Origin of the sequence: Escherichia sp. MOD1-EC5495 (assembly GCF_002965965.1) — a bacterium.
GTDB lineage: Bacteria > Pseudomonadota > Gammaproteobacteria > Enterobacterales > Enterobacteriaceae > Escherichia > Escherichia ruysiae.
The window spans coordinates 1-19,423 of sequence record NZ_PTRI01000024.1; the positions used below are offsets into that span (position 1 = coordinate 1).

The following is a 19,423-nucleotide window of genomic DNA, read 5'->3' on the forward strand; positions in this document are numbered from 1 at the left end:
AATCCGTATCTTCGAGTGCCCACACAGATTGTCTGATAAATTGTTAAAGAGCAGTTGCGACGCGGCTTTCAGCTCACTGTCGCGAGGTGGCGTATATTACGCTTTCCTCTTTCAGAGTCAACCCTGAATTTCAGGATTTTTCTCTTCAACCGAACCGGCTGTTTGTGTGAAGTGATTCACATCCGCCGTGTCGATGGAGGCGCATTATAGGGAGTCGTTTCAGGAAGACAAGCGGAAAAATGCATTTTTATTTCAACCGCTCATCTTTTAATCACTACGCCGGTTTTTGCTGCTTTTTTATCGCTTGCGGCAGGTCTGCCAGGCTATTTAACACCCAATCCGCCGCGTTTTCTGCTTCAGGCGTAATAGGTTTACCCGTACGCACCAGCACTTTTGTTCCCACGTTCGCCGCAGCCGCTGCCTGCATATCTTCTAATTTATCGCCCACCATATAAGAAGCGGCCATATCAATATGCAAATAATCGCGTGCTGACAAAAGCATCCCCGGATGTGGTTTGCGGCAATCGCAGACCTGGCGAAACTCTTCAACACTACCCTGCGGATGATGCGGGCAATAATAGATGCCATCCAGATCGACATCGCGGACCGCCAGCGACCAGTCCATCCACTCGGTCAGCGTTTCAAACTGTGCTTCAGTAAATTTACCGCGAGCAATGCCAGACTGGTTGGTTACTACCACCAGCGCAAAGCCTATTTTTTTCAGCTCGCGCATGGCGTCAATAACACCGTCGATAAATTCAAAGTTGTCGATCTCATGGACATAGCCGTGATCGACATTAATGGTGCCATCACGGTCAAGAAAAATTGCGGGTACGCTCTTCGCCACCTTTTATAGCTCCTTAATAAGGCATGTGACGCTAGTATCGCATGTTTCGACCTGCAAGAAAGTGCTCTTCGCATAAACCTGATTGATTTAGACGTCTGGATGCCTTAACATCCATTTCATTAACGGCGTTGCCCGTTCCAGGCATTCGAAATGCCACGACTAACTTAATGACGATAATAAATAATCAATGATAAAACTTTCGAATATCACCAAAGTGTTCCACCAGGGCACCCGCACCATCCAGGCGTTGAACAACGTCAGCCTGCATGTGCCAGCTGGACAAATTTATGGCGTTATCGGTGCCTCAGGCGCGGGTAAGAGTACGCTTATACGTTGTGTAAACCTGCTGGAGCGCCCAACCGAGGGTAGCGTGCTGGTAGATGGCCAGGAACTGACTACGCTGTCAGAATCCGAGTTGACCAAAGCTCGCCGCCAGATTGGTATGATTTTCCAGCATTTTAACCTGCTCTCTTCGCGTACTGTTTTTGGCAACGTGGCGCTGCCGCTGGAGCTGGACAACACGCCGAAAGACGAGATTAAACGTCGCGTGACAGAATTGCTGTCATTGGTTGGCCTTGGCGATAAGCATGATAGCTACCCGTCGAACCTTTCCGGCGGGCAGAAACAACGTGTGGCGATTGCCCGTGCATTAGCCAGCAATCCCAAAGTATTGCTGTGCGATGAAGCCACCAGCGCGCTGGACCCGGCAACCACGCGTTCTATTCTCGAACTGCTAAAAGACATCAACCGCCGTCTGGGTTTGACGATTCTGTTGATCACCCACGAAATGGACGTTGTTAAGCGCATTTGTGATTGTGTGGCGGTCATCAGCAATGGCGAACTGATCGAGCAAGACACGGTAAGCGAAGTGTTCTCGCATCCGAAAACGCCGCTGGCGCAGAAGTTTATTCAGTCAACCCTGCATCTGGATATCCCGGAAGATTATCAGGAACGTCTGCAAGCGGAGCCATTCGCAGACTGCGTACCGATGCTGCGCCTTGAGTTTACCGGCCAGTCGGTCGATGCCCCGCTGCTTTCTGAAACCGCGCGTCGTTTCAATGTCAACAACAACATTATTAGCGCGCAGATGGATTACGCCGGTGGCGTTAAGTTCGGCATCATGCTGACTGAAATGCACGGCACACAACAAGATACGCAAGCCGCCATTGCCTGGCTGCAGGAACACCATGTAAAAGTAGAGGTACTGGGTTATGTCTGAGCCGATGATGTGGCTGCTGGTTCGTGGCGTATGGGAAACGCTGGCAATGACCTTCGTATCCGGTTTTTTTGGGTTTGTGATTGGTCTGCCGGTTGGCGTCCTGCTTTATGTCACGCGTCCGGGGCAAATTATTGCTAACGCGAAGTTGTATCGTACCGTTTCAGCGATTGTGAACATTTTCCGTTCCATCCCGTTCATTATCTTGCTGGTATGGATGATTCCGTTTACTCGCGTTATTGTCGGTACATCGATTGGTTTGCAGGCAGCGATTGTTCCACTGACCGTTGGTGCAGCACCGTTTATTGCGCGTATGGTCGAGAACGCCCTGCTGGAGATCCCAACCGGGTTAATTGAAGCCTCCCGCGCAATGGGTGCCACGCCAATGCAGATCGTCCGTAAAGTGCTGTTACCGGAAGCGTTGCCGGGTCTGGTAAACGCCGCAACTATCACCCTGATTACCCTGGTCGGTTATTCCGCAATGGGTGGCGCAGTCGGTGCCGGTGGTTTAGGTCAGATTGGCTATCAGTATGGCTACATCGGCTATAACGCGACAGTGATGAATACGGTACTGGTATTGCTGGTCATTCTGGTTTATTTAATTCAGTTCGCAGGCGACCGCATCGTCCGGGCTGTCACTCGCAAGTAACGTTCAACACAACATAAATAATTGAAGAAGGAATAAGGTATGGCGTTCAAATTCAAAACCTTTGCGGCAGTGGGAGCCCTGATTGGATCACTGGCACTGGTAGGTTGCGGTCAGGATGAAAAAGATCCGAACCACATTAAAGTCGGCGTCATTGTCGGTGCCGAACAGCAGGTTGCAGAAGTCGCGCAAAAAGTCGCGAAAGACAAATATGGTCTGGACGTTGAACTGGTAACCTTCAACGACTATGTTCTGCCAAACGAAGCATTGAGCAAAGGCGATATCGACGCTAACGCTTTCCAGCACAAGCCGTACCTTGATCAGCAACTGAAAGATCGTGGCTACAAACTGGTAGCTGTAGGCAACACTTTTGTTTATCCAATTGCCGGTTACTCCAAGAAGATCAAATCTCTGGATGAACTGCAGGATGGTTCGCAGGTTGCAGTTCCAAACGACCCAACTAACCTCGGTCGTTCACTGCTGCTGCTGCAAAAAGTGGGCTTGATCAAACTGAAAGATGGCGTTGGCCTGCTGCCGACCGTTCTTGATGTTGTTGAGAACCCAAAAAACCTGAAAATTGTTGAACTGGAAGCACCACAGCTGCCGCGCTCTCTGGACGACGCGCAAATCGCTCTGGCAGTTATCAACACCACCTATGCCAGCCAGATTGGCCTGACTCCGGCGAAAGACGGTATCTTTGTCGAAGATAAAGAGTCTCCGTACGTAAACCTGATCGTAACGCGTGAAGATAACAAAGACGCGGAAAACGTGAAGAAATTCGTCCAGGCTTATCAGTCTGACGAAGTTTATGAAGCAGCAAACAACGTGTTTAACGGCGGTGCAGTTAAAGGCTGGTAATTTTTAGGCTGTTTCCACAATTTGTAATATCATTCAGGACGGGCGCTTGCCCGTCTTGTCATTTTTATAAGCGCCTGATTCAATATTGACGTTTTGATCATACATTGAGGAAATACTATGCGTGCTTTACCGATCTGTTTATTAGCACTCATGCTGAGCGGCTGTTCCATGTTAAGCAGATCCCCTGTCGAACCTGTTCAAAGCACCGCACCCCAGCCAAAAGCGGAGCCAGCAAAACCGAAAGCACCGCGCGCCACGCCGGTCCGAATTTATACTAATGCTGAAGAATTAGTCGGTAAGCCATTCCGCGATCTTGGGGAAGTCAGTGGTGATTCTTGCCAGGCCTCTAATCAGGATTCTCCGCCGAGCATCCCGACCGCGCGCAAACGAATGCAAATCAACGCCTCTAAAATGAAAGCCAATGCGGTTTTACTGCATAGCTGTGAAGTCACCAGCGGTACGCCAGGCTGCTATCGTCAGGCTGTATGTATCGGTTCTGCGCTTAACATTACGGCAAAATGAGCAGTTTCCAGTTTGAGCAAATAGGCGTTATTCGCTCGCCCTATAAAGAAAAATTCGCCGTTCCGCGCCAGCCAGGTCTGGTAAAAAGCGCCAACGGCGAACTGCATCTCATTGCTCCCTACAACCAGGCCGACGCCGTGCGCGGCCTGGAAGCGTTCAGCCATTTATGGATCCTTTTCGTCTTTCATCAAACGATGGAAGGCGGCTGGCGTCCGACTGTGCGTCCGCCTCGTCTTGGCGGTAATGCCAGAATGGGTGTTTTCGCCACACGCTCTACTTTCCGCCCTAACCCGATTGGTATGTCGCTGGTAGAGCTGAAAGAGGTTGTTTGCCATAAAGACAGCGTGATTCTGAAGCTCGGCAGTCTGGATCTGGTCGATGGTACGCCGGTAGTGGATATCAAACCGTATCTCCCCTTTGCCGAATCGCTTCCCGATGCCAGTGCCAGCTATGCGCAAAGTGCGCCAGTGGCAGAGATGGCAGTAAGCTTTACCGCAGACGTTGAAAAGCAACTTTTGACGCTGGAGAAGCGTTATCCGCAGTTAACGCTGTTTATCCGCGAAGTACTGGCGCAGGACCCGCGCCCGGCCTATCGTAAAGGTGAGGAAACGGGCAAAACCTATGCCGTCTGGCTGCATGATTTTAACGTTCGCTGGCGCGTCACCGACGCAGGTTTCGAAGTCTTTGCGCTGGAACCGCGTTAAATTCACGCCCTTCTCTTTTGACATTTCTTTTGCACTGGTAAACTAAATCACTTTTTTTGTCCCAGGCTCGCCTTGAGCCTGTTCTACCTTCCAACTGGAACCGTAACAACATGCGTACTAGCCAATACCTGCTCTCCACTCTCAAGGAGACACCTGCCGACGCCGAGGTGATCAGCCATCAGCTGATGCTACGCGCCGGGATGATCCGCAAGCTGGCCTCCGGGTTATATACCTGGCTGCCGACCGGCGTGCGCGTTCTAAAAAAAGTCGAAAACATCGTGCGTGAAGAGATGAACAACGCCGGTGCGATCGAGGTGTCGATGCCGGTGGTTCAGCCAGCCGATTTGTGGCAAGAGAGTGGTCGTTGGGAACAGTACGGTCCGGAACTGCTGCGTTTTGTTGACCGTGGCGAGCGTCCGTTCGTACTCGGCCCGACTCACGAAGAAGTGATCACTGACCTGATTCGTAACGAGCTTAGCTCTTACAAACAGCTGCCGCTGAACTTCTATCAGATCCAGACCAAGTTCCGTGATGAAGTGCGTCCGCGTTTCGGCGTCATGCGTTCCCGCGAATTCCTGATGAAAGATGCTTACTCTTTCCACACTTCTCAGGAATCCCTGCAGGAAACCTACGATGCAATGTATGCGGCCTACAGCAAAATCTTTAGCCGTATGGGGCTGGATTTCCGCGCCGTACAGGCTGACACCGGTTCTATCGGCGGCAGCGCCTCTCACGAATTCCAGGTGCTGGCGCAGAGCGGTGAAGACGATGTGGTTTTCTCCGACACCTCTGACTATGCAGCGAACATTGAACTGGCAGAAGCTATCGCGCCGAAAGAACCGCGCGCTGCTGCCACCCAGGAAATGACTCTGGTTGATACGCCGAACGCGAAAACCATCGCTGAACTTGTTGAACAGTTCAATCTGCCGATTGAGAAAACGGTTAAGACTCTGCTGGTTAAAGCGGTTGAAGGCAGTAGCTTCCCGCTGGTTGCGTTGCTGGTGCGTGGTGACCACGAGCTGAACGAAGTTAAAGCAGAAAAACTGCCACAGGTTGCCAGCCCGCTGACTTTCGCGACCGAAGAAGAAATTCGTGCCGTGGTTAAAGCAGGCCCAGGCTCACTGGGTCCGGTAAACATGCCGATTCCGGTGGTGATTGACCGTACCGTTGCGGCAATGAGTGATTTTGCTGCCGGTGCTAACATCGATGGCAAACACTACTTCGGTATCAACTGGGATCGCGATGTCGCCACCCCGGAAGTTGCTGATATCCGTAACGTGGTGGCAGGCGATCCAAGCCCGGATGGTCAGGGTACGCTGCTGATCAAACGTGGTATCGAAGTCGGTCACATCTTCCAGCTGGGTACTAAGTACTCCGAAGCACTGAAAGCCTCCGTTCAGGGCGAAGATGGTCGTAACCAGATCCTGACGATGGGTTGCTACGGTATCGGGGTAACGCGCGTAGTCGCTGCGGCGATTGAGCAGAACTACGACGAACGCGGCATCGTATGGCCTGACGCTATCGCACCGTTCCAGGTCGCAATTCTGCCGATGAACATGCACAAATCCTTCCGCGTACAAGAGCTGGCTGAGAAACTGTACAGCGAACTGCGTGCGCAGGGTATCGAAGTGCTGCTGGATGACCGCAAAGAGCGTCCGGGCGTGATGTTTGCTGATATGGAACTGATCGGTATTCCGCACACTATTGTGCTTGGCGACCGTAACCTCGACAACGACGATATCGAATACAAATATCGTCGTAACGGCGAGAAACAGTTAATTAAGACCGGTGACATCGTCGATTATCTGGTGAAACAGATTAAAGGCTGATGCCAGAAAGGGTCCTGAATTTCAGGGCCCTTTTTTACATGGATTGTATAAAATGGATAAACCAAAGGCGTACTACCGCCTGCTTCTCCCCAGCTTTCTTTTACTTTCGGCCTGTACCGTTGATATCAGCCAGCCAGACTCCTCTGCCACAGCGGTAGATGTCGAGGCAAAAACATGGGCTGTCAAATTCCAGCATCAAAGCTCTTTCACCGAACAATCAATAAAAGAAATAACGGTACCTGATCTCAAACCCGGCGATTTGCTGTTCTCCTCAAGCCTTGGGGTAACCTCATTTGGAATCCGCGTCTTCAGCACTTCCTCTGTGAGTCACGTTGCAATCTATCTGGGTGATAATAACGTTGCAGAAGCGACAGGGGATGGTGTCCAGATTGTTTCCCTTAAAAAAGCGATGAAGCATAGTGATAAGCTTTTCGTCTTACGAGTCCCGGATCTTACCCCGCAACAAGCCACAGATATCACCGCGTTTGCCAATAAAATCAAAGATAGCGGTTATAACTATCGCGGCATTGTCGAATTTATTCCATTTATGGTGACTCGCCAGATGTGCTCACTGAATCCGTTCTCCGAGGATTTTCGCCAACAGTGCGTCAGCGGCCTGGCGAAAGCGCAGTTAAGCAGTGTGGGCGAAGGAGACAAAAAGTCGTGGTTTTGTTCGGAATTTGTCACTGATGCATTTGCCAAAGCCGGGCATCCGCTTACGCTGGCGCAATCGGGCTGGATTAGCCCTGCCGATCTGATGCATATGCGTATTGGTGATGTCTCTGCGTTTAAGCCAGAAACGCAGTTACAGTATATTGGGCACCTGAAGCCAGGAATTTATATCAAAGCGGGTCGCTTTGTTGGGCTGACTCGGTGATAAAAGCCAGCCTCGTGCACAAAATGCCGGATGCGGCGTGAACGCCTTATCCGGCCTACAAAATCGTGCTAATTCAAAATGTTGCACTATATGCTGTAGGCCTGATAAGCGCAGCGCATCAGGCAATTTTTCGTTTGTTTCTGTCTCAAAAACGGGCTACTGCCCCAAACTACTGCAATCCTTGTTCGGGTAAAATTTACCCGCCGTATCGGGCGCTAATACTTTGGTCGGCGCACCGGTATCCGGGTTAGCCTCAAGCGTAAAGTGACCTTCTACAGACAGTAACACGGATTTTTCACTGTTACCGCGCGCAGCCAGGTAGCCCCGTTCCAGCTCTGCGTTATTCGCCACCATGAAACGTTTTCCGGTCGCGCAATCAGTAAAGGTCGCCGCATCAGCCATATAAAAATACATGCCACGCAGAGTCATCGGTGTCATGGGGAGGCTGGACTTTGCAGGTTCCAGCGTGTAGTTGAACTGCGATTCAATCGGATTACCTTCACGATCGAGCATCTCCAGCGCATCCCCTTTCGCCCGATAATATGACTTTTCACCTTTGCTGTCGGTTAATACCAGCTTGTCAGCGGTTCGCGCCCATGTACCGTAGGAAGCGAAAGAGGAAGGCTCTTCACGCGCCCCCAGATAACGTTCATTCATCACCCATGTTCCGTCTTTTTCGAGGAACAGAGAGGTTTCGATTCCTTCGCAATCGGCACACGGCAGCACGCCGCGCCAACTTTGCGGCATCGGTTTCAGTTCGGCAGCCTGCGCCGGGGAAAGCGTATCGACTTCGGCCCGATTATTACATCCCATTAGAGTAAAGAGGCTGATTACAGCCATCGCCGTCACTATCGCTTTTTTCACCATCCATTCCTTACTTTTTATTCCCGACCGCTGCGCACTTTGCCGCGCATCGCCTTCACGCTTGATTTTTGTGCTTTCGATACCAGCCTGCGCTCTTTCGATGCACGGGTGGGGCGCGTGGGTCGCCGGGCTTTTTGTTCTGTTGTTAAATCTTTAATCACAGCCACCAGCCGGGCCAGCGCCGCTTCACGGTTTAGCTCCTGGCTGCGGTATTCCTGTGCCTTAATGACAATCACTCCATCACTGCTGATCAAATGATGGCTGGCGGCGAGCAGGCGCTCTTTATAATACTCTGGCAGGCTGGACGCCCGAATGTCAAAACGCAGATGAATAGCCGTTGAGGTCTTATTAACATGCTGCCCGCCCGCACCCTGCGCACGAATGGCGGTGATCTCAAGCTCACCATCGGGGATAGCGACATGTCGGGAAATCACAATCATGAAGGTTGTTGCCAGGCGGTTAAGTTCACTTCCAGATTATTCTTATCATCCGATAACCAGATAACACCATCCTGAATCGTTGCCTGCAGCGTCATGGTACGATCGGCAAAGGCGCTCACTTTTGCCAGTTGCTCGTCGTCCAGATACCAGACGGAAAGATTGGCAAACTGCGCGCATTTGCTCTGATTTTGCTGCCACCAGATTTGCGCGGCCCGACTATTATAGGCAAACAGCGCCACTTCTGCGGCCTGAGTACAGGCTTTCTTAACCCGCCGCTCATCCGGCAGCCCCAGCTCAATCCACAAATCAATACCCAGGTGATCGTTACGCAGCCACGCTTCCGGCTCATCATCGGCACACAAGCCACGGGTAAATTGCAAACGTTCATCAGCATATTTCAGCCACGCCAGCAGGCGCAGCATCATACGCTCCTGGGTTTCTGAAGGATGGCGCGCCAGCGTCAGAGAGGCATCGAGAAACTGGTTGCGGTCGAGATCGGCTACATTAACCGTCGCTTTATAAATTGTCGCTTTAAGCGCCATAAGAAAACTCCTTTCGAATCAGGAGGCCATTGTAACGGAATACGTGCAGTTGCGACGCTGATATTGCAGAAATGAGTGTGGTATAGTCACCTTGCGAAACAGAGTTTATCTTCGTAGGCTTAGACTTGCATCCACGGTTAAGTCAGAGTGCTGACAGGAGGGCATGTGGAAAAATATTGTGAGTTAATACGCAAGCGGTACGCGGAAATCGCCAGCGGAGACTTAGGATACGTTCCGGACGCGCTGGGCTGCGTTTTGAAAGTGCTGAATGAAATGGCTGCCGACGACGCCCTTTCAGAGGCTGTCAGGGAAAAAGCAGCATACGCTGCGGCAAACTTACTGGTGAGCGATTATGTCAATGAATGATACGTATCAACCAATCAATTGTGATGATTACGATAATCTTGAGCTCGCCTGCCAGCATCATTTAATGCTGACACTTGAGATGAAAGATGGTGAAAAATTGCAGGGGAAGGCCAGCGATTTAGTCTCCCGCAAAAATGTGGAGTATCTGGTCGTCGAAGCCGCTGGCGAAACCCGCGAGCTACGTCTGGATAAAATTACCAGCTTTAGCCACCCGGAAATCGGTACGGTGGTGGTGAGCGAGTCCTGATTCACTTTTGCCGGATGCGACGCTTGATACGTCTTATCCGGCTTTCACTTACTAAGCGTTTCTCTGCCAGACAAAACTTACGCCATTCTCACCTTCAGCCACACCGTCTTGCGTCACAAAAACCTCCGCCGCCGCAATCAGCGTTTCGCCATAAAACAGCAACGGCGTAGTGTCGCGCAACCACGGCGGCACGCCCAGTTCCTGCCAGATTTTCTTTAACTTACGCCCACCGTTGCGCCCGACAATATGCAGCAATCCCGACGCTTTAAAACGCACGCTGACCGCTTCGTCTGCACGCGGAGGGCGAATATCTCCACCCGCAATAAGTTGCACACTTCCCAGACTTGCCGGTAATTCCAGCGGCTGTTGCCACGCCTGCCACGGCACAACCGTTTCGCTTTGTCCGGCAACGGATTTAATCCACCACAATTGCGACTGATAGCGACGTATTTCAAACGCACCAAATCGCAAGCAAGGAGAAGCATCTTCCCGCGCCAGCGCCACTTCTTGCCAGATGCGCACCATCGCGTCGCGGGAAGGCATCGGAGCATTCTGCCCTGCCAGCCAGCGGCGGATAATCGCCGCGCGACGGGCGTCGCTCATCGTCATCATTGGCGCAATCTGCAACGTCCCCTGCGGCGTTTGACAGTGCGCTAAATCATCCGCCAGCAATTCATCTAACAGGCTCTCTTGTTCAGCGCAAAGTGCGGCGCTGCGGGCCGTTGCTTCGGTAAAATGCGGCCAACGCTGCTGCAATAACGGCACCACGCGCAGGCGCAGGAAATTACGATCGTAGGAATCATCCTGATTACTTTCGTCTTCAATCCAGCGTAAATCATGCTCACGCGCCCACAGCTCCAGTTCCCCCCGCGTGCGGGCGAGCAACGGGCGGATAAGCCGCGTTCCGGCAAAATCGGAGACTTCCCCCATAGCCGAAAGCCCGGCAGGGCCGCTACCGCGTTTTAGCGCCAGCAGAAAGGTTTCACATTGATCGTCAAGATGCTGCGCGGTAACCAGCACTTCGCCAGGTAACAAGGTACGAGCAAATGCCTGATAACGCGCCTGCCGTGCCTGGGCCTCAATACCTAGCCCCTCTTGCGCAAGTTGTACGCGCTCAACCACCAGTGGCACCTGCCACTGGTGGCAGATATTTTCGCAATGCGTAACCCAGGCATCGGCATTGGCACTTAAACCGTGATGCACATGGATAGCGCGCAGAGTGACGCCCGGATTTTCCGTCCGCCACTGCACCAGCTGATGCAGCAGAACGGTAGAGTCAAGCCCGCCGCTAAAGGCCACCAGAATCTGGCGTGAGGTGAGAAGTTGTCTATTCAGCGTGAGTGTCATGATGGTGCGATTTTACAGTAGCAATGCCCGGCACGTTACCGGGCAAATGCGGCGATGACAAGCCTTACTGCTCATACAGTTCCAGCGGCAGCCCGTCAGGATCGTTAAAGAACGTGAAGCGTCTTTGCGTGTATGGATCGACACGGATGGCTTCACACTTCACGTTATAGCTTTCAAGGTTCGCCACTGCCGCATCGATATCATCAACGCTAAACGCCAGATGCCTCAGGCCGCAGGCTTCTGGTCGGCTGGGACGCTCCGGCGGGAACGGAAATGAGAAAAGTTCAATCACATATTGCCCGTTAAGCGCCAAATCCCCTTTCCACGAATCGCGCTCTTCACGATAGACTTCACTTTGCAGCGTGAAGCCGAGAATATCGCAGTAGAAAGCTTTGCTCACCGCATAATCCGTCGCAATAATCGCAATATGGTGAACCTGTTTTAAACCCAACATAGAATCTCCTGCATTGATATGATACGCACGTGCATCGCGATATATTGATAATACGCATAAATTGCAGGAAAGATGAATCGGACATTTACACTGACTTTAAAACAACATCTCAAACGCCTGTAATAGCGGTTGAGATGCGGTTTGGTGAAGCGTTTTACGGGAGATTACTCTGCGCTATTCTTGCTAACACTCTCAGCAATGCGGCGCAAATATTCGTTATTCTTAAACGCTATCATAATTAATTCGAAAGTCATACGACAGCTTATAAGACCAATGACGGTATAAGCTAACCCTAAGAGAAAGTTTCCGCTAAATATGGAGAAGACACCGCCTATCAGTGTCAGCACCATAGCCAGCCAGTAAAAAAACACCAGTACACGCGGCATAAGAAGACGATCAAATCCTAAAATTGCTTTCATATTTTATCCTTAAAAATTCTATGAGCCTGATAAATTTATATTATTTTTAACTACTGTGTATATTGGTATATGCCTCCGAAATCGGAGTTATCAACATGAGTTCAAGAGTTTTTGGGATGAGGGAAATGAAAGTAAGATTATCTAAATGTATTTATAATATGACTAAATAAACCACATACAAAAAAGGTCACCGAAGTGACCCTTTTCAGAACATTTGCTGATTACGCGTAGCCGTAGCTCATCAGGCGCTGATAACGACGATTTTTTAAATCTTCAGTGCTTAACACGTCGAGATCGGCCAGATCCGCCAGCAGTTGCGCTTTCAAAGACGCCGCCATCGCTTCCGGGTTACGGTGAGCGCCGCCCAGCGGTTCCGGGATGATGGAGTCGATCAATTTCAGTTCTTTCAGACGCGGAGCGATGATGCCCATCGCTTCAGCCGCCAGCGGCGCTTTATCGGCGCTCTTCCACAGAATGGACGCACAACCTTCCGGCGAGATAACAGAATAGGTGCTGTATTGCAGCATATTCACTTTATCACCCACGCCAATCGCCAGCGCGCCACCGGAACCACCTTCACCAATAACGGTACAAATAGTCGGTACGCTCAGGCGAGACATTTCACGCAGGTTACGCGCGATGGCTTCAGACTGACCACGCTCTTCTGCGCCCACGCCTGGATATGCCCCCGGTGTGTCGATAAAGGTGATGATTGGCATCTTAAAGCGTTCAGCCATTTGCATCAGACGCAGTGCTTTGCGGTAACCTTCTGGCGCTGGCATACCAAAGTTACGGCGAATTTTCTCTTTGGTTTCACGACCTTTCTGGTGACCAATAATCATCACCGGACGACCATCGAGACGGGCGATACCACCAACGATAGCTTTGTCATCTGCATACGCGCGGTCACCTGCCAGTTCGTCAAATTCATCAAATGCCAGGCGAACGTAATCCAGGGTATAAGGACGCTGTGGATGGCGAGCCAGTTGCGCAATTTGCCATGCACCGAGATCGGCGAAGATTTTACGCGTCAGTTCTACGCTTTTTTCACGCAGACGATGCACTTCTTCATCGATGTTAATATCCAGTTTCTCATCCTGGCGGCTAACCGCAGTCAGAGAATCGATTTTCGCTTCCAGCTCTGCAATCGGCTGTTCAAAATCAAGGAAATTCAGACTCATAGTATTCCTGTATTAGTCAAACTCCAGTTCCACCTGCTCCGAACCAATGAGGCCACGGAGATCGTTTAATAAACGATCGCTCGGAGAGACACGCCACGTCGCGCCAAAACGCAACCGCGCGCGTGCATCCGCCCTCTGATAGTAGAGATGTACTGGAATTGTCCCAGAGCGGTGGGGTTCCAGAGACTGACGGAGTCGGTTTAAAAGCTGGTCATCAATTTGCCTGTCCGTCAGCGAGATAGCAAGCCCACGAGCATATTTTTCCCGGGCTTCGTCAATATCCATCACTTCGCGAGCGGTCATTTTAAGCCCACCGCTGAAGTCATCAAAGCTGACCTGTCCGCTGACGATAAGTATGCGGTCTTTTTCCAGCAATTGCTGGTATTTATCCAGGGCGTCAGTAAACAACATGACTTCCAGCCGCCCGGAACGGTCATCCAGCGTGCAGATACCGATACGATTGCCGCGCTTGGTGACCATAACCCGCGCGGCAATAACGAGCCCCGCAGCCGTGGTGACTTTACCACGTTCTGTCGGGTGCATGTCTTTCAGCCTTACGCCTCCGACATAACGCTCAATCTCTTTTAAATACTGGTTGATAGGGTGGCCCGTCAGGTACAGACCTAACGTTTCACGTTCCCCATCTAACACCACCTGTTCCGGCCACGGCTGGCAGCTAGCGTAAGATTGTTCAATTTGCTCCGGCTCTTCCGCCAGTACGCCAAACATATCGGCCTGGCCGATGGCTTCTGCTTTCGCGTGTTGATCTGCCGCTTTTAACGCATCGCCCAGCGAGTTCATCAGCGCCGCGCGGTGTGGCCCCAGACGGTCAAACGCCCCGGACATGATCAGTTTTTCCAGCACACGACGGTTCAACTTTTTGGTGTCGGTGCGGGCGCAGAGATCAAACAGTTCGCGAAAGTAGCCGCCTTTATTACGGGCTTCGATGATGGCCTCAATTGGCCCCTCACCTACCCCTTTGATGGCGCCAATACCATACACGATTTCGCCGTCATCGTTGACGTGGAAATGGTAAAGACCGGAGTTTATATCTGGTGGCAGGATTTTCAGCCCCATCCGCCAGCACTCATCCACCAGGCCAACCACCTTCTCGGTATTATCCATATCGGCGGTCATCACCGCCGCCATAAACTCTGCCGGATAGTGCGCTTTCAGCCATAACGTTTGATATGACACCAAAGCATAGGCCGCAGAGTGCGATTTGTTAAATCCGTAACCGGCGAATTTCTCCACCAGGTCGAAGATTTTCATCGCCAGTTCGGCGTTGATCCCGTTCTTTTCTGCACCTTCAGCAAAAACAGAACGCTGCTTAGCCATCTCTTCCGGCTTTTTCTTACCCATCGCACGACGCAACATATCTGCACCGCCGAGGGTATAACCAGAAAGTACCTGGGCAATCTGCATTACCTGTTCCTGATACAGGATAATGCCGTAAGTCGGTTCCAGTACTGGTTTCAGACTTTCATGCTGCCACTGCACGTCCGGATAGGAGATCTCTTCGCGACCATGTTTACGGTCGATAAAGTTATCCACCATCCCTGATTGCAACGGACCGGGGCGGAATAGTGCCACCAGTGCGATCATATCTTCGAAGCAGTCAGGTTGCAGACGCTTGATCAGGTCTTTCATGCCGCGCGATTCAAGCTGGAATACCGCCGTGGTTTCCGAGCGTTGCAGCATGTCAAAACTTTTCTTGTCATCCAGCGGGATCGCAGCGATATCCAGCGGCGGCTCGCCATTCTTCGCCCGCCGCTTGTTGATCATCTCCAGCGCCCAGTTGATGATGGTGAGCGTACGCAAACCGAGGAAGTCGAACTTCACCAGCCCGGCGTATTCAACGTCGCTTTTATCAAACTGCGTGACCGGATGTTTGCCCTCTTCATCGCAATAAAGCGGCGCAAAATCGGTAATTTTGGTCGGCGCGATAACCACCCCACCGGCGTGTTTACCGGCGTTACGGGTGACCCCTTCCAGTTTGCGCGCCATGTCGATCAGCGCCTTAACTTCTTCGTCCGCTTCGTAGATTTCCGGCAGCTGCGGCTCTGCTTCAAACGCTTTCGCCAGCGTCATCCCCGGATCGGGCGGGATCAGTTTCGAGATACGATCGACAAAGCCGTACGGATGCCCCAGCACGCGGCCTACGTCGCGGATCACCGCTTTCGCCGCCATCGTACCGAAGGTGATAATCTGCGATACCGCATCACGACCGTACATGTCCGCTACGTGTTCGATAACCTGATCGCGTTTCTCCATACAGAAGTCAACGTCGAAGTCAGGCATGGAGACACGTTCCGGGTTAAGGAAACGTTCGAACAGCAGGTCAAATTCCAGCGGATCGAGGTCGGTGATTTTCAGCGCGTAGGCCACCAGTGAACCCGCACCGGAGCCACGGCCTGGCCCTACCGGTACGCCGTTATCTTTCGACCACTGGATAAATTCCATAACGATGAGGAAGTAGCCCGGGAAGCCCATCTGGTTGATAACCTGAAGTTCAGTCTCCAGACGTTCGTCATATTCCGGGCGACGCTTAAGACGTTCTTCCTCGTCAGGGAATAAAAATGCCAGACGCTCTTCCAGCCCTTCTTTTGCGCGCTTGACCAGATAATCTTCGGTGCTCATGTCCCCGGTCGGGAACTGTGGCAGGAAGTATTCGCCAAGACGCACAGTCACGTTACAACGTTTGGCGATCTCAACGGTGTTGGCAAGGGCTTCGGGGATGTCGGCAAACAGCTCGCACATCTCCTCTTCGCTACGCATATATTGCTGCGGCGAATAGTTACGTGGGCGTTTAGGATCATCGAGGGTAAAGCCGTCGTGGATCGCGACGCGGATTTCGTGCGCGTCAAAGTCGCTGCTGTCGATAAAGCGCACGTCGTTGGTCGCCACGACGGGCAAACCGCGCGCTTCCGCCAGTTCTACCGCCGCGTGCAGATAGCTTTCTTCGTCCGGCCTGCCGGTGCGAATCAATTCGAGAAAATAGCGATCCGGGAAGTGTTCTTCATAAAACGCGACACACTCATCTACCAGCGCGCTGTTACCACGCAAAAGGCTGCGCCCGACGTCGCCCATGCGCCCGCCGGAAAGGAGGATCAGCCCTTCGTTTAATTCGATAAGCCAGTCGCGATCGATGATCGGCCCGGCGGCACCGTACCCGCGCTGATACGCTTTTGAGATCAGCAACGTCAGATTCTGATAGCCGGTATTGTTAGCCGCCAGTACCGTCAGGTGAGTTAACTCATCCCCCAACAGATCGCACTGGACGTTAAAATCCGCCCCGACGATGGGTTTAATCCCTGCGCCATGTCCCGCTCCGTAGAACTTCACCAGACCGCAAAGGTTGGTGAAATCGGTGATCGCCAGTGCTGGCATACCCAACGCCGCCGCCTTTTTTACCAGCGGCGCGGTTTTTGCCAGGCCATCGATCATCGAGTAGTCGCTGTGCACCCGTAGGTGAACGAAACGTGGTTCAGACATCTTCAGATTCCGGTTTACTTAATCTCGACACAAGAATCAGGACGCAAGTCCCAGTGCGCGTTTGACAGGGCCAAAGCTGCGCCGATGGTGTTCGGTCGCGCCGTGTTCAGCCAGTTTTTCAAGATGAAAAGCTGTTGGATACCCTTTGTGTTGGGCAAAACCATATTGTGGATAAACGATGTCCAGCGCCGCCATTTCAGCGTCGCGCGTGACTTTCGCCAGAATAGACGCGGCACTGATTTCCGGCACGCGGCTGTCACCTTTAACTACAGCCATCGACGGCATTGGTAATTTCGGGCAGCGGTTACCATCAATCAACACATATTCCGGGACGATATGCAGCCCCGCAACCGCACGCTGCATCGCCAGCATGGTCGCGTGTAGAATATTCAGTTCGTCGATTTCATGGGGTTCCGCGCGACCCAGACTCCAGCTTAACGCTTTCTCTTTAATCTCTTCATACAGCGCCAGACGGCGTTTTTCGCTCAGCTTTTTGGAATCATTCAGCCCGACAATCGGACGCGCCGGGTCGAGGATCACGGCAGCGGTGACAACCGCGCCAACCAACGGCCCGCGCCCGACTTCATCCACACCCGCAACAAGCTGCGTGTGCGGATAAACAAATTCGATCATTGTGCTAACTCCAGAACGGCTTGTGCCGCCTGCTCATCGGCATTGCAGCGGATCTGCTGATGCAGTTCGCGGAAGGTGTCGTGCATTGCGTGGCTGGTTTTACCATCCGCCAACAGCGGTAACAGCGCCGCAGCCAGTTTTTGCGGCTCACACTCTTCCTGCAATAACTCTTTGACTAACTCTCTGCCCGCCAGCAAATTGGGTAGAGAGACATAATCAGTTTTCACCAGTCGCTTCGCCAGCCAGAAGGTGAAAGGCTTCATGCGATACCCCACCACCATCGGGCATTTCGCCAGCATACACTCGAGTGCCGCCGTGCCCGACGCCAGTAACGCCGCATCGCTTGCCACCATCGCCTCACGCCCCAATCCATCTAAGAGATGAACAGCAAGGTCTGGCGCAACTTCAGCTTTGATGCATTCAAACTGCTCGCGGCGTTTGGCATTCACCAGCGGCACCACAATCTCAAGATCGGGATATGTCTGGCGCAAAAGCTGGGCCGTTTTCAGGAAATCGGCACTAAGCATCTCAACTTCCGCGCCACGACTGCCAGGCAGCAACGCCAGGCAGTGGGCATCGTGGGGTATCCCCAACACATCACGGGCGGCGTTTTTATCTGGATCTAACGGCATGGCATCAGCCATGGTGTGACCGATAAAACGGCACGGCACGTTGTATTTGTCATAAAACGCTTTTTCGAAAGGCAGAAATGCGAGCACCAGATCGGTGGCTCTGCCTATTTTGAAAACGCGTTTCTGTCGCCACGCCCACACGGACGGACTGACGTAATGAATGGTTTTGATACCCTGCTTTTTGAGGTTACCTTCGAGGGTAATATTGAAGTCAGGCGCATCAATGCCGACAAAAACATCTGGCTTTAGCTCACCAAAACGTTTCGTCAGATCGGCTCGAATATGCAGTAAGCGACGCAAACGACCGAGCACTTCAACAATGCCCATCACCGCCAGCTCTTCCATTTCGTACCAGGCTTCGCAGCCTTCAGCCTGCATCCGTGGCCCGGCAACACCAACAAAACGGGCGTTGGGCACACGTTCTTTCAGAGCGCGGATTAAACCGGCCCCCAGGATATCGCCGGAGGTTTCTCCGGCGACCAGGGCAATCGTTAATGGACGCTGTTCAGCCATTAACGAATCAGACCGCGCGTTGAGCGTGCAAAGAAATCGGTAAACGCTTTCACTTCCGGATAAGTTTCCGCCAGTTCAGCAATTTCCGGTTTCACTTCATCGAGCGTTTTTCCGCTGCGATAAATCAGCTTATACGCATTGCGGATAGCGGTAATCGCCTCACGACTAAAACCGCGACGCTTCAGCCCTTCGATATTGACACCGAACGGCGTTGCGTGGTTACCCTGCGCAATGACATAAGGAGGGACGTCCTGCGCCACACCGGAGCAACCGCCAACCATCACGTGCGCACCAATGATGCAGAACTGATGGACTGCGGTCATGCCGCCGATGATCGCGAAGTCATCTACCGATACGTGCCCCGCCAGCGTTGCGTTGTTGGCGAGAATACAGCGGTTACCTACCGTACAATCGTGCGCAATGTGAGCATTGATCATCAGTAAGTTGTCGCTGCCCACCTTCGTCAATCCACCGCCCTGGACTGTGCCACGATGAATGGTGACGCTTTCGCGAATGCGGTTACGATCGCCGATTTCCACACGGGTCGGTTCGCCAGCATATTTCAGATCCTGGTTAACTTCGCCGATGGAGGCGAACTGATAAATCTCATTGTCGCGACCAATTTTAGTATGGCCATTCACGACAACGTGAGATTTCAGTACGGTACCCTCACCAATTTCGACATGGGGTCCAACGATACAAAAAGGACCAATGTGAGCATTGGCGCCAATCGACGCGCCCTCTTCCACAATGGCGGTTGGATGCACAAAGGCGGATTTATCAATCACGTA

At 52.2% G+C, this 19,423-nt stretch carries 21 protein-coding genes; 9 read left to right on the plus strand and 12 right to left on the minus strand.

The window, feature by feature from the left end; all coding sequences use genetic code 11:
• Positions 1-274: 274 nt before the first annotated feature.
• Positions 275-847, minus strand: a complete 573-nt coding sequence (gmhB, locus tag BEG40_RS17890; protein ID WP_105285868.1) for a D-glycero-beta-D-manno-heptose 1,7-bisphosphate 7-phosphatase — start codon at positions 845-847, stop codon at positions 275-277.
• A 187-nt stretch (positions 848-1,034) separates the two neighbouring features.
• On the opposite strand from gmhB, the gene metN reads away from it, so the two are divergent.
• The 7 genes from metN (at position 1,035) to BEG40_RS17925 (ending at position 7,499) form a co-directional block, all read left to right on the plus strand.
• On the plus strand, positions 1,035-2,066 hold the full coding sequence (gene metN, locus BEG40_RS17895; protein WP_000593991.1) for a methionine ABC transporter ATP-binding protein MetN: 1,032 nt from the start codon (positions 1,035-1,037) through the stop codon (positions 2,064-2,066).
• The gene (locus tag BEG40_RS17900; RefSeq protein WP_001294600.1) at positions 2,059-2,712 is read left to right on the plus strand and encodes a methionine ABC transporter permease MetI; all 654 of its coding nucleotides are present in this window, start codon (positions 2,059-2,061) and stop codon (positions 2,710-2,712) included. The genes metN and BEG40_RS17900 overlap by 8 nt, the downstream gene beginning before the upstream one ends.
• 39 nt (positions 2,713-2,751) lie before the next feature.
• Positions 2,752-3,567 carry a methionine ABC transporter substrate-binding lipoprotein MetQ gene (metQ, locus tag BEG40_RS17905; RefSeq protein ID WP_105285869.1) on the plus strand — a complete coding sequence of 272 codons (816 nt, stop codon included), beginning with the start codon at positions 2,752-2,754 and terminating at the stop codon, positions 3,565-3,567.
• A gap of 117 nt (positions 3,568-3,684) precedes the next feature.
• Positions 3,685-4,089 (plus strand): envelope stress sensor lipoprotein RcsF, encoded by a 405-nt coding sequence (rcsF, locus tag BEG40_RS17910; RefSeq protein WP_001202318.1) that lies wholly within the window; start codon positions 3,685-3,687, stop codon positions 4,087-4,089.
• Positions 4,086-4,793: a tRNA (N6-threonylcarbamoyladenosine(37)-N6)-methyltransferase TrmO gene (tsaA, locus tag BEG40_RS17915; protein WP_000094021.1), complete on the plus strand. Its 708-nt coding sequence runs from the start codon at positions 4,086-4,088 to the stop codon at positions 4,791-4,793. The genes rcsF and tsaA overlap by 4 nt, the downstream gene beginning before the upstream one ends.
• Positions 4,794-4,903: 110 nt before the next feature.
• Positions 4,904-6,622: a proline--tRNA ligase gene (gene proS, locus BEG40_RS17920; RefSeq protein ID WP_001260711.1), complete on the plus strand. Its 1,719-nt coding sequence runs from the start codon at positions 4,904-4,906 to the stop codon at positions 6,620-6,622.
• 52 nt (positions 6,623-6,674) lie between these two features.
• Positions 6,675-7,499 carry a YaeF family permuted papain-like enzyme gene (locus tag BEG40_RS17925; RefSeq protein WP_105285870.1) on the plus strand — a complete coding sequence of 275 codons (825 nt, stop codon included), beginning with the start codon at positions 6,675-6,677 and terminating at the stop codon, positions 7,497-7,499.
• Positions 7,500-7,655: 156 nt separating this feature from the next.
• On the opposite strand, the gene nlpE is transcribed toward BEG40_RS17925, so the two are convergent.
• Genes nlpE through BEG40_RS17940 form a run of 3 tightly spaced genes read right to left on the minus strand, consistent with a single transcriptional unit; the run spans position 7,656 to position 9,345 of the window.
• Positions 7,656-8,366, minus strand: a complete 711-nt coding sequence (gene nlpE, locus BEG40_RS17930) for an envelope stress response activation lipoprotein NlpE (protein ID WP_105285871.1) — start codon at positions 8,364-8,366, stop codon at positions 7,656-7,658.
• A gap of 14 nt (positions 8,367-8,380) precedes the next feature.
• Positions 8,381-8,803 (minus strand): alternative ribosome rescue aminoacyl-tRNA hydrolase ArfB, encoded by a 423-nt coding sequence (gene arfB, locus BEG40_RS17935; protein WP_016159349.1) that lies wholly within the window; start codon positions 8,801-8,803, stop codon positions 8,381-8,383.
• Complete coding sequence (locus BEG40_RS17940) at positions 8,800-9,345, minus strand: YaeQ family protein (RefSeq protein ID WP_001185297.1); 546 nt, start codon at positions 9,343-9,345, stop codon at positions 8,800-8,802. Before BEG40_RS17940 ends, arfB begins: the two co-directional genes overlap by 4 nt.
• Before the next feature lie 165 nt (positions 9,346-9,510).
• Here BEG40_RS17940 and BEG40_RS17945 point away from each other — a divergent pair, with 165 nt between their 5' ends.
• Together BEG40_RS17945 and rof are read left to right on the plus strand one after the other, a co-directional pair.
• Positions 9,511-9,711 carry a YaeP family protein gene (locus tag BEG40_RS17945; protein ID WP_000417058.1) on the plus strand — a complete coding sequence of 67 codons (201 nt, stop codon included), beginning with the start codon at positions 9,511-9,513 and terminating at the stop codon, positions 9,709-9,711.
• Entirely contained in the window at positions 9,698-9,958 is a 261-nt protein-coding gene (gene rof / locus BEG40_RS17950) for a Rho-binding antiterminator (protein WP_000062320.1), read from the plus strand. Before BEG40_RS17945 ends, rof begins: the two co-directional genes overlap by 14 nt.
• A gap of 51 nt (positions 9,959-10,009) precedes the next feature.
• Here the strand turns inward: rof and tilS are convergent, their stop codons facing one another.
• From tilS to lpxA, 8 genes are all read right to left on the minus strand, one after another.
• Positions 10,010-11,305 carry a tRNA lysidine(34) synthetase TilS gene (gene tilS, locus BEG40_RS17955; RefSeq protein WP_105285872.1) on the minus strand — a complete coding sequence of 432 codons (1,296 nt, stop codon included), beginning with the start codon at positions 11,303-11,305 and terminating at the stop codon, positions 10,010-10,012.
• Between the two features lie 64 nt (positions 11,306-11,369).
• Positions 11,370-11,759 (minus strand): VOC family protein, encoded by a 390-nt coding sequence (locus BEG40_RS17960; RefSeq protein ID WP_105285873.1) that lies wholly within the window; start codon positions 11,757-11,759, stop codon positions 11,370-11,372.
• Positions 11,760-11,923: 164 nt separating this feature from the next.
• Positions 11,924-12,178, minus strand: a complete 255-nt coding sequence (locus BEG40_RS17965; protein WP_000644313.1) for a DUF4282 domain-containing protein — start codon at positions 12,176-12,178, stop codon at positions 11,924-11,926.
• Between the two features lie 221 nt (positions 12,179-12,399).
• A complete protein-coding gene (gene accA / locus BEG40_RS17970) occupies positions 12,400-13,359 on the minus strand; it encodes an acetyl-CoA carboxylase carboxyl transferase subunit alpha (protein ID WP_000055746.1) in 960 nt (319 codons plus the stop codon).
• A gap of 12 nt (positions 13,360-13,371) precedes the next feature.
• A complete protein-coding gene (gene dnaE / locus BEG40_RS17975) occupies positions 13,372-16,854 on the minus strand; it encodes a DNA polymerase III subunit alpha (protein ID WP_105282597.1) in 3,483 nt (1,160 codons plus the stop codon).
• Positions 16,855-16,890: 36 nt separating this feature from the next.
• Entirely contained in the window at positions 16,891-17,487 is a 597-nt protein-coding gene (gene rnhB, locus BEG40_RS17980; protein WP_000569438.1) for a ribonuclease HII, read from the minus strand.
• On the minus strand, positions 17,484-18,632 hold the full coding sequence (lpxB, locus tag BEG40_RS17985) for a lipid-A-disaccharide synthase (RefSeq protein WP_105285874.1): 1,149 nt from the start codon (positions 18,630-18,632) through the stop codon (positions 17,484-17,486). Before lpxB ends, rnhB begins: the two co-directional genes overlap by 4 nt.
• The gene (lpxA, locus tag BEG40_RS17990; RefSeq protein ID WP_000565966.1) at positions 18,632-19,420 is read right to left on the minus strand and encodes an acyl-ACP--UDP-N-acetylglucosamine O-acyltransferase; all 789 of its coding nucleotides are present in this window, start codon (positions 19,418-19,420) and stop codon (positions 18,632-18,634) included. The genes lpxB and lpxA overlap by 1 nt, the downstream gene beginning before the upstream one ends.
• Between the last annotated feature and the right edge of the window lie 3 nt (positions 19,421-19,423).

Excerpts from the sequence above, each read along its gene's own strand:
- metN (WP_000593991.1), top strand. The coding sequence starts at position 1,035 with ATGATAAAACTTTCGAATATCACCAAAGTGTTCCACCAGGGCACCCGC.
- BEG40_RS17900 (WP_001294600.1), top strand. The coding sequence starts at position 2,059 with ATGTCTGAGCCGATGATGTGGCTGCTGGTTCGTGGCGTATGGGAAACG.
- metQ (WP_105285869.1), top strand. The coding sequence starts at position 2,752 with ATGGCGTTCAAATTCAAAACCTTTGCGGCAGTGGGAGCCCTGATTGGA.
- rcsF (WP_001202318.1), top strand. The coding sequence starts at position 3,685 with ATGCGTGCTTTACCGATCTGTTTATTAGCACTCATGCTGAGCGGCTGT.
- tsaA (WP_000094021.1), top strand. The coding sequence starts at position 4,086 with ATGAGCAGTTTCCAGTTTGAGCAAATAGGCGTTATTCGCTCGCCCTAT.
- proS (WP_001260711.1), top strand. The coding sequence starts at position 4,904 with ATGCGTACTAGCCAATACCTGCTCTCCACTCTCAAGGAGACACCTGCC.
- BEG40_RS17925 (WP_105285870.1), top strand. The coding sequence starts at position 6,675 with ATGGATAAACCAAAGGCGTACTACCGCCTGCTTCTCCCCAGCTTTCTT.
- nlpE (WP_105285871.1), bottom strand. The coding sequence starts at position 8,366 with ATGGTGAAAAAAGCGATAGTGACGGCGATGGCTGTAATCAGCCTCTTT.
- arfB (WP_016159349.1), bottom strand. The coding sequence starts at position 8,803 with ATGATTGTGATTTCCCGACATGTCGCTATCCCCGATGGTGAGCTTGAG.
- BEG40_RS17940 (WP_001185297.1), bottom strand. The coding sequence starts at position 9,345 with ATGGCGCTTAAAGCGACAATTTATAAAGCGACGGTTAATGTAGCCGAT.
- rof (WP_000062320.1), top strand. The coding sequence starts at position 9,698 with ATGTCAATGAATGATACGTATCAACCAATCAATTGTGATGATTACGAT.
- tilS (WP_105285872.1), bottom strand. The coding sequence starts at position 11,305 with ATGACACTCACGCTGAATAGACAACTTCTCACCTCACGCCAGATTCTG.
- BEG40_RS17960 (WP_105285873.1), bottom strand. The coding sequence starts at position 11,759 with ATGTTGGGTTTAAAACAGGTTCACCATATTGCGATTATTGCGACGGAT.
- BEG40_RS17965 (WP_000644313.1), bottom strand. The coding sequence starts at position 12,178 with ATGAAAGCAATTTTAGGATTTGATCGTCTTCTTATGCCGCGTGTACTG.
- accA (WP_000055746.1), bottom strand. The coding sequence starts at position 13,359 with ATGAGTCTGAATTTCCTTGATTTTGAACAGCCGATTGCAGAGCTGGAA.
- dnaE (WP_105282597.1), bottom strand. The coding sequence starts at position 16,854 with ATGTCTGAACCACGTTTCGTTCACCTACGGGTGCACAGCGACTACTCG.
- rnhB (WP_000569438.1), bottom strand. The coding sequence starts at position 17,487 with ATGATCGAATTTGTTTATCCGCACACGCAGCTTGTTGCGGGTGTGGAT.
- lpxB (WP_105285874.1), bottom strand. The coding sequence starts at position 18,632 with ATGGCTGAACAGCGTCCATTAACGATTGCCCTGGTCGCCGGAGAAACC.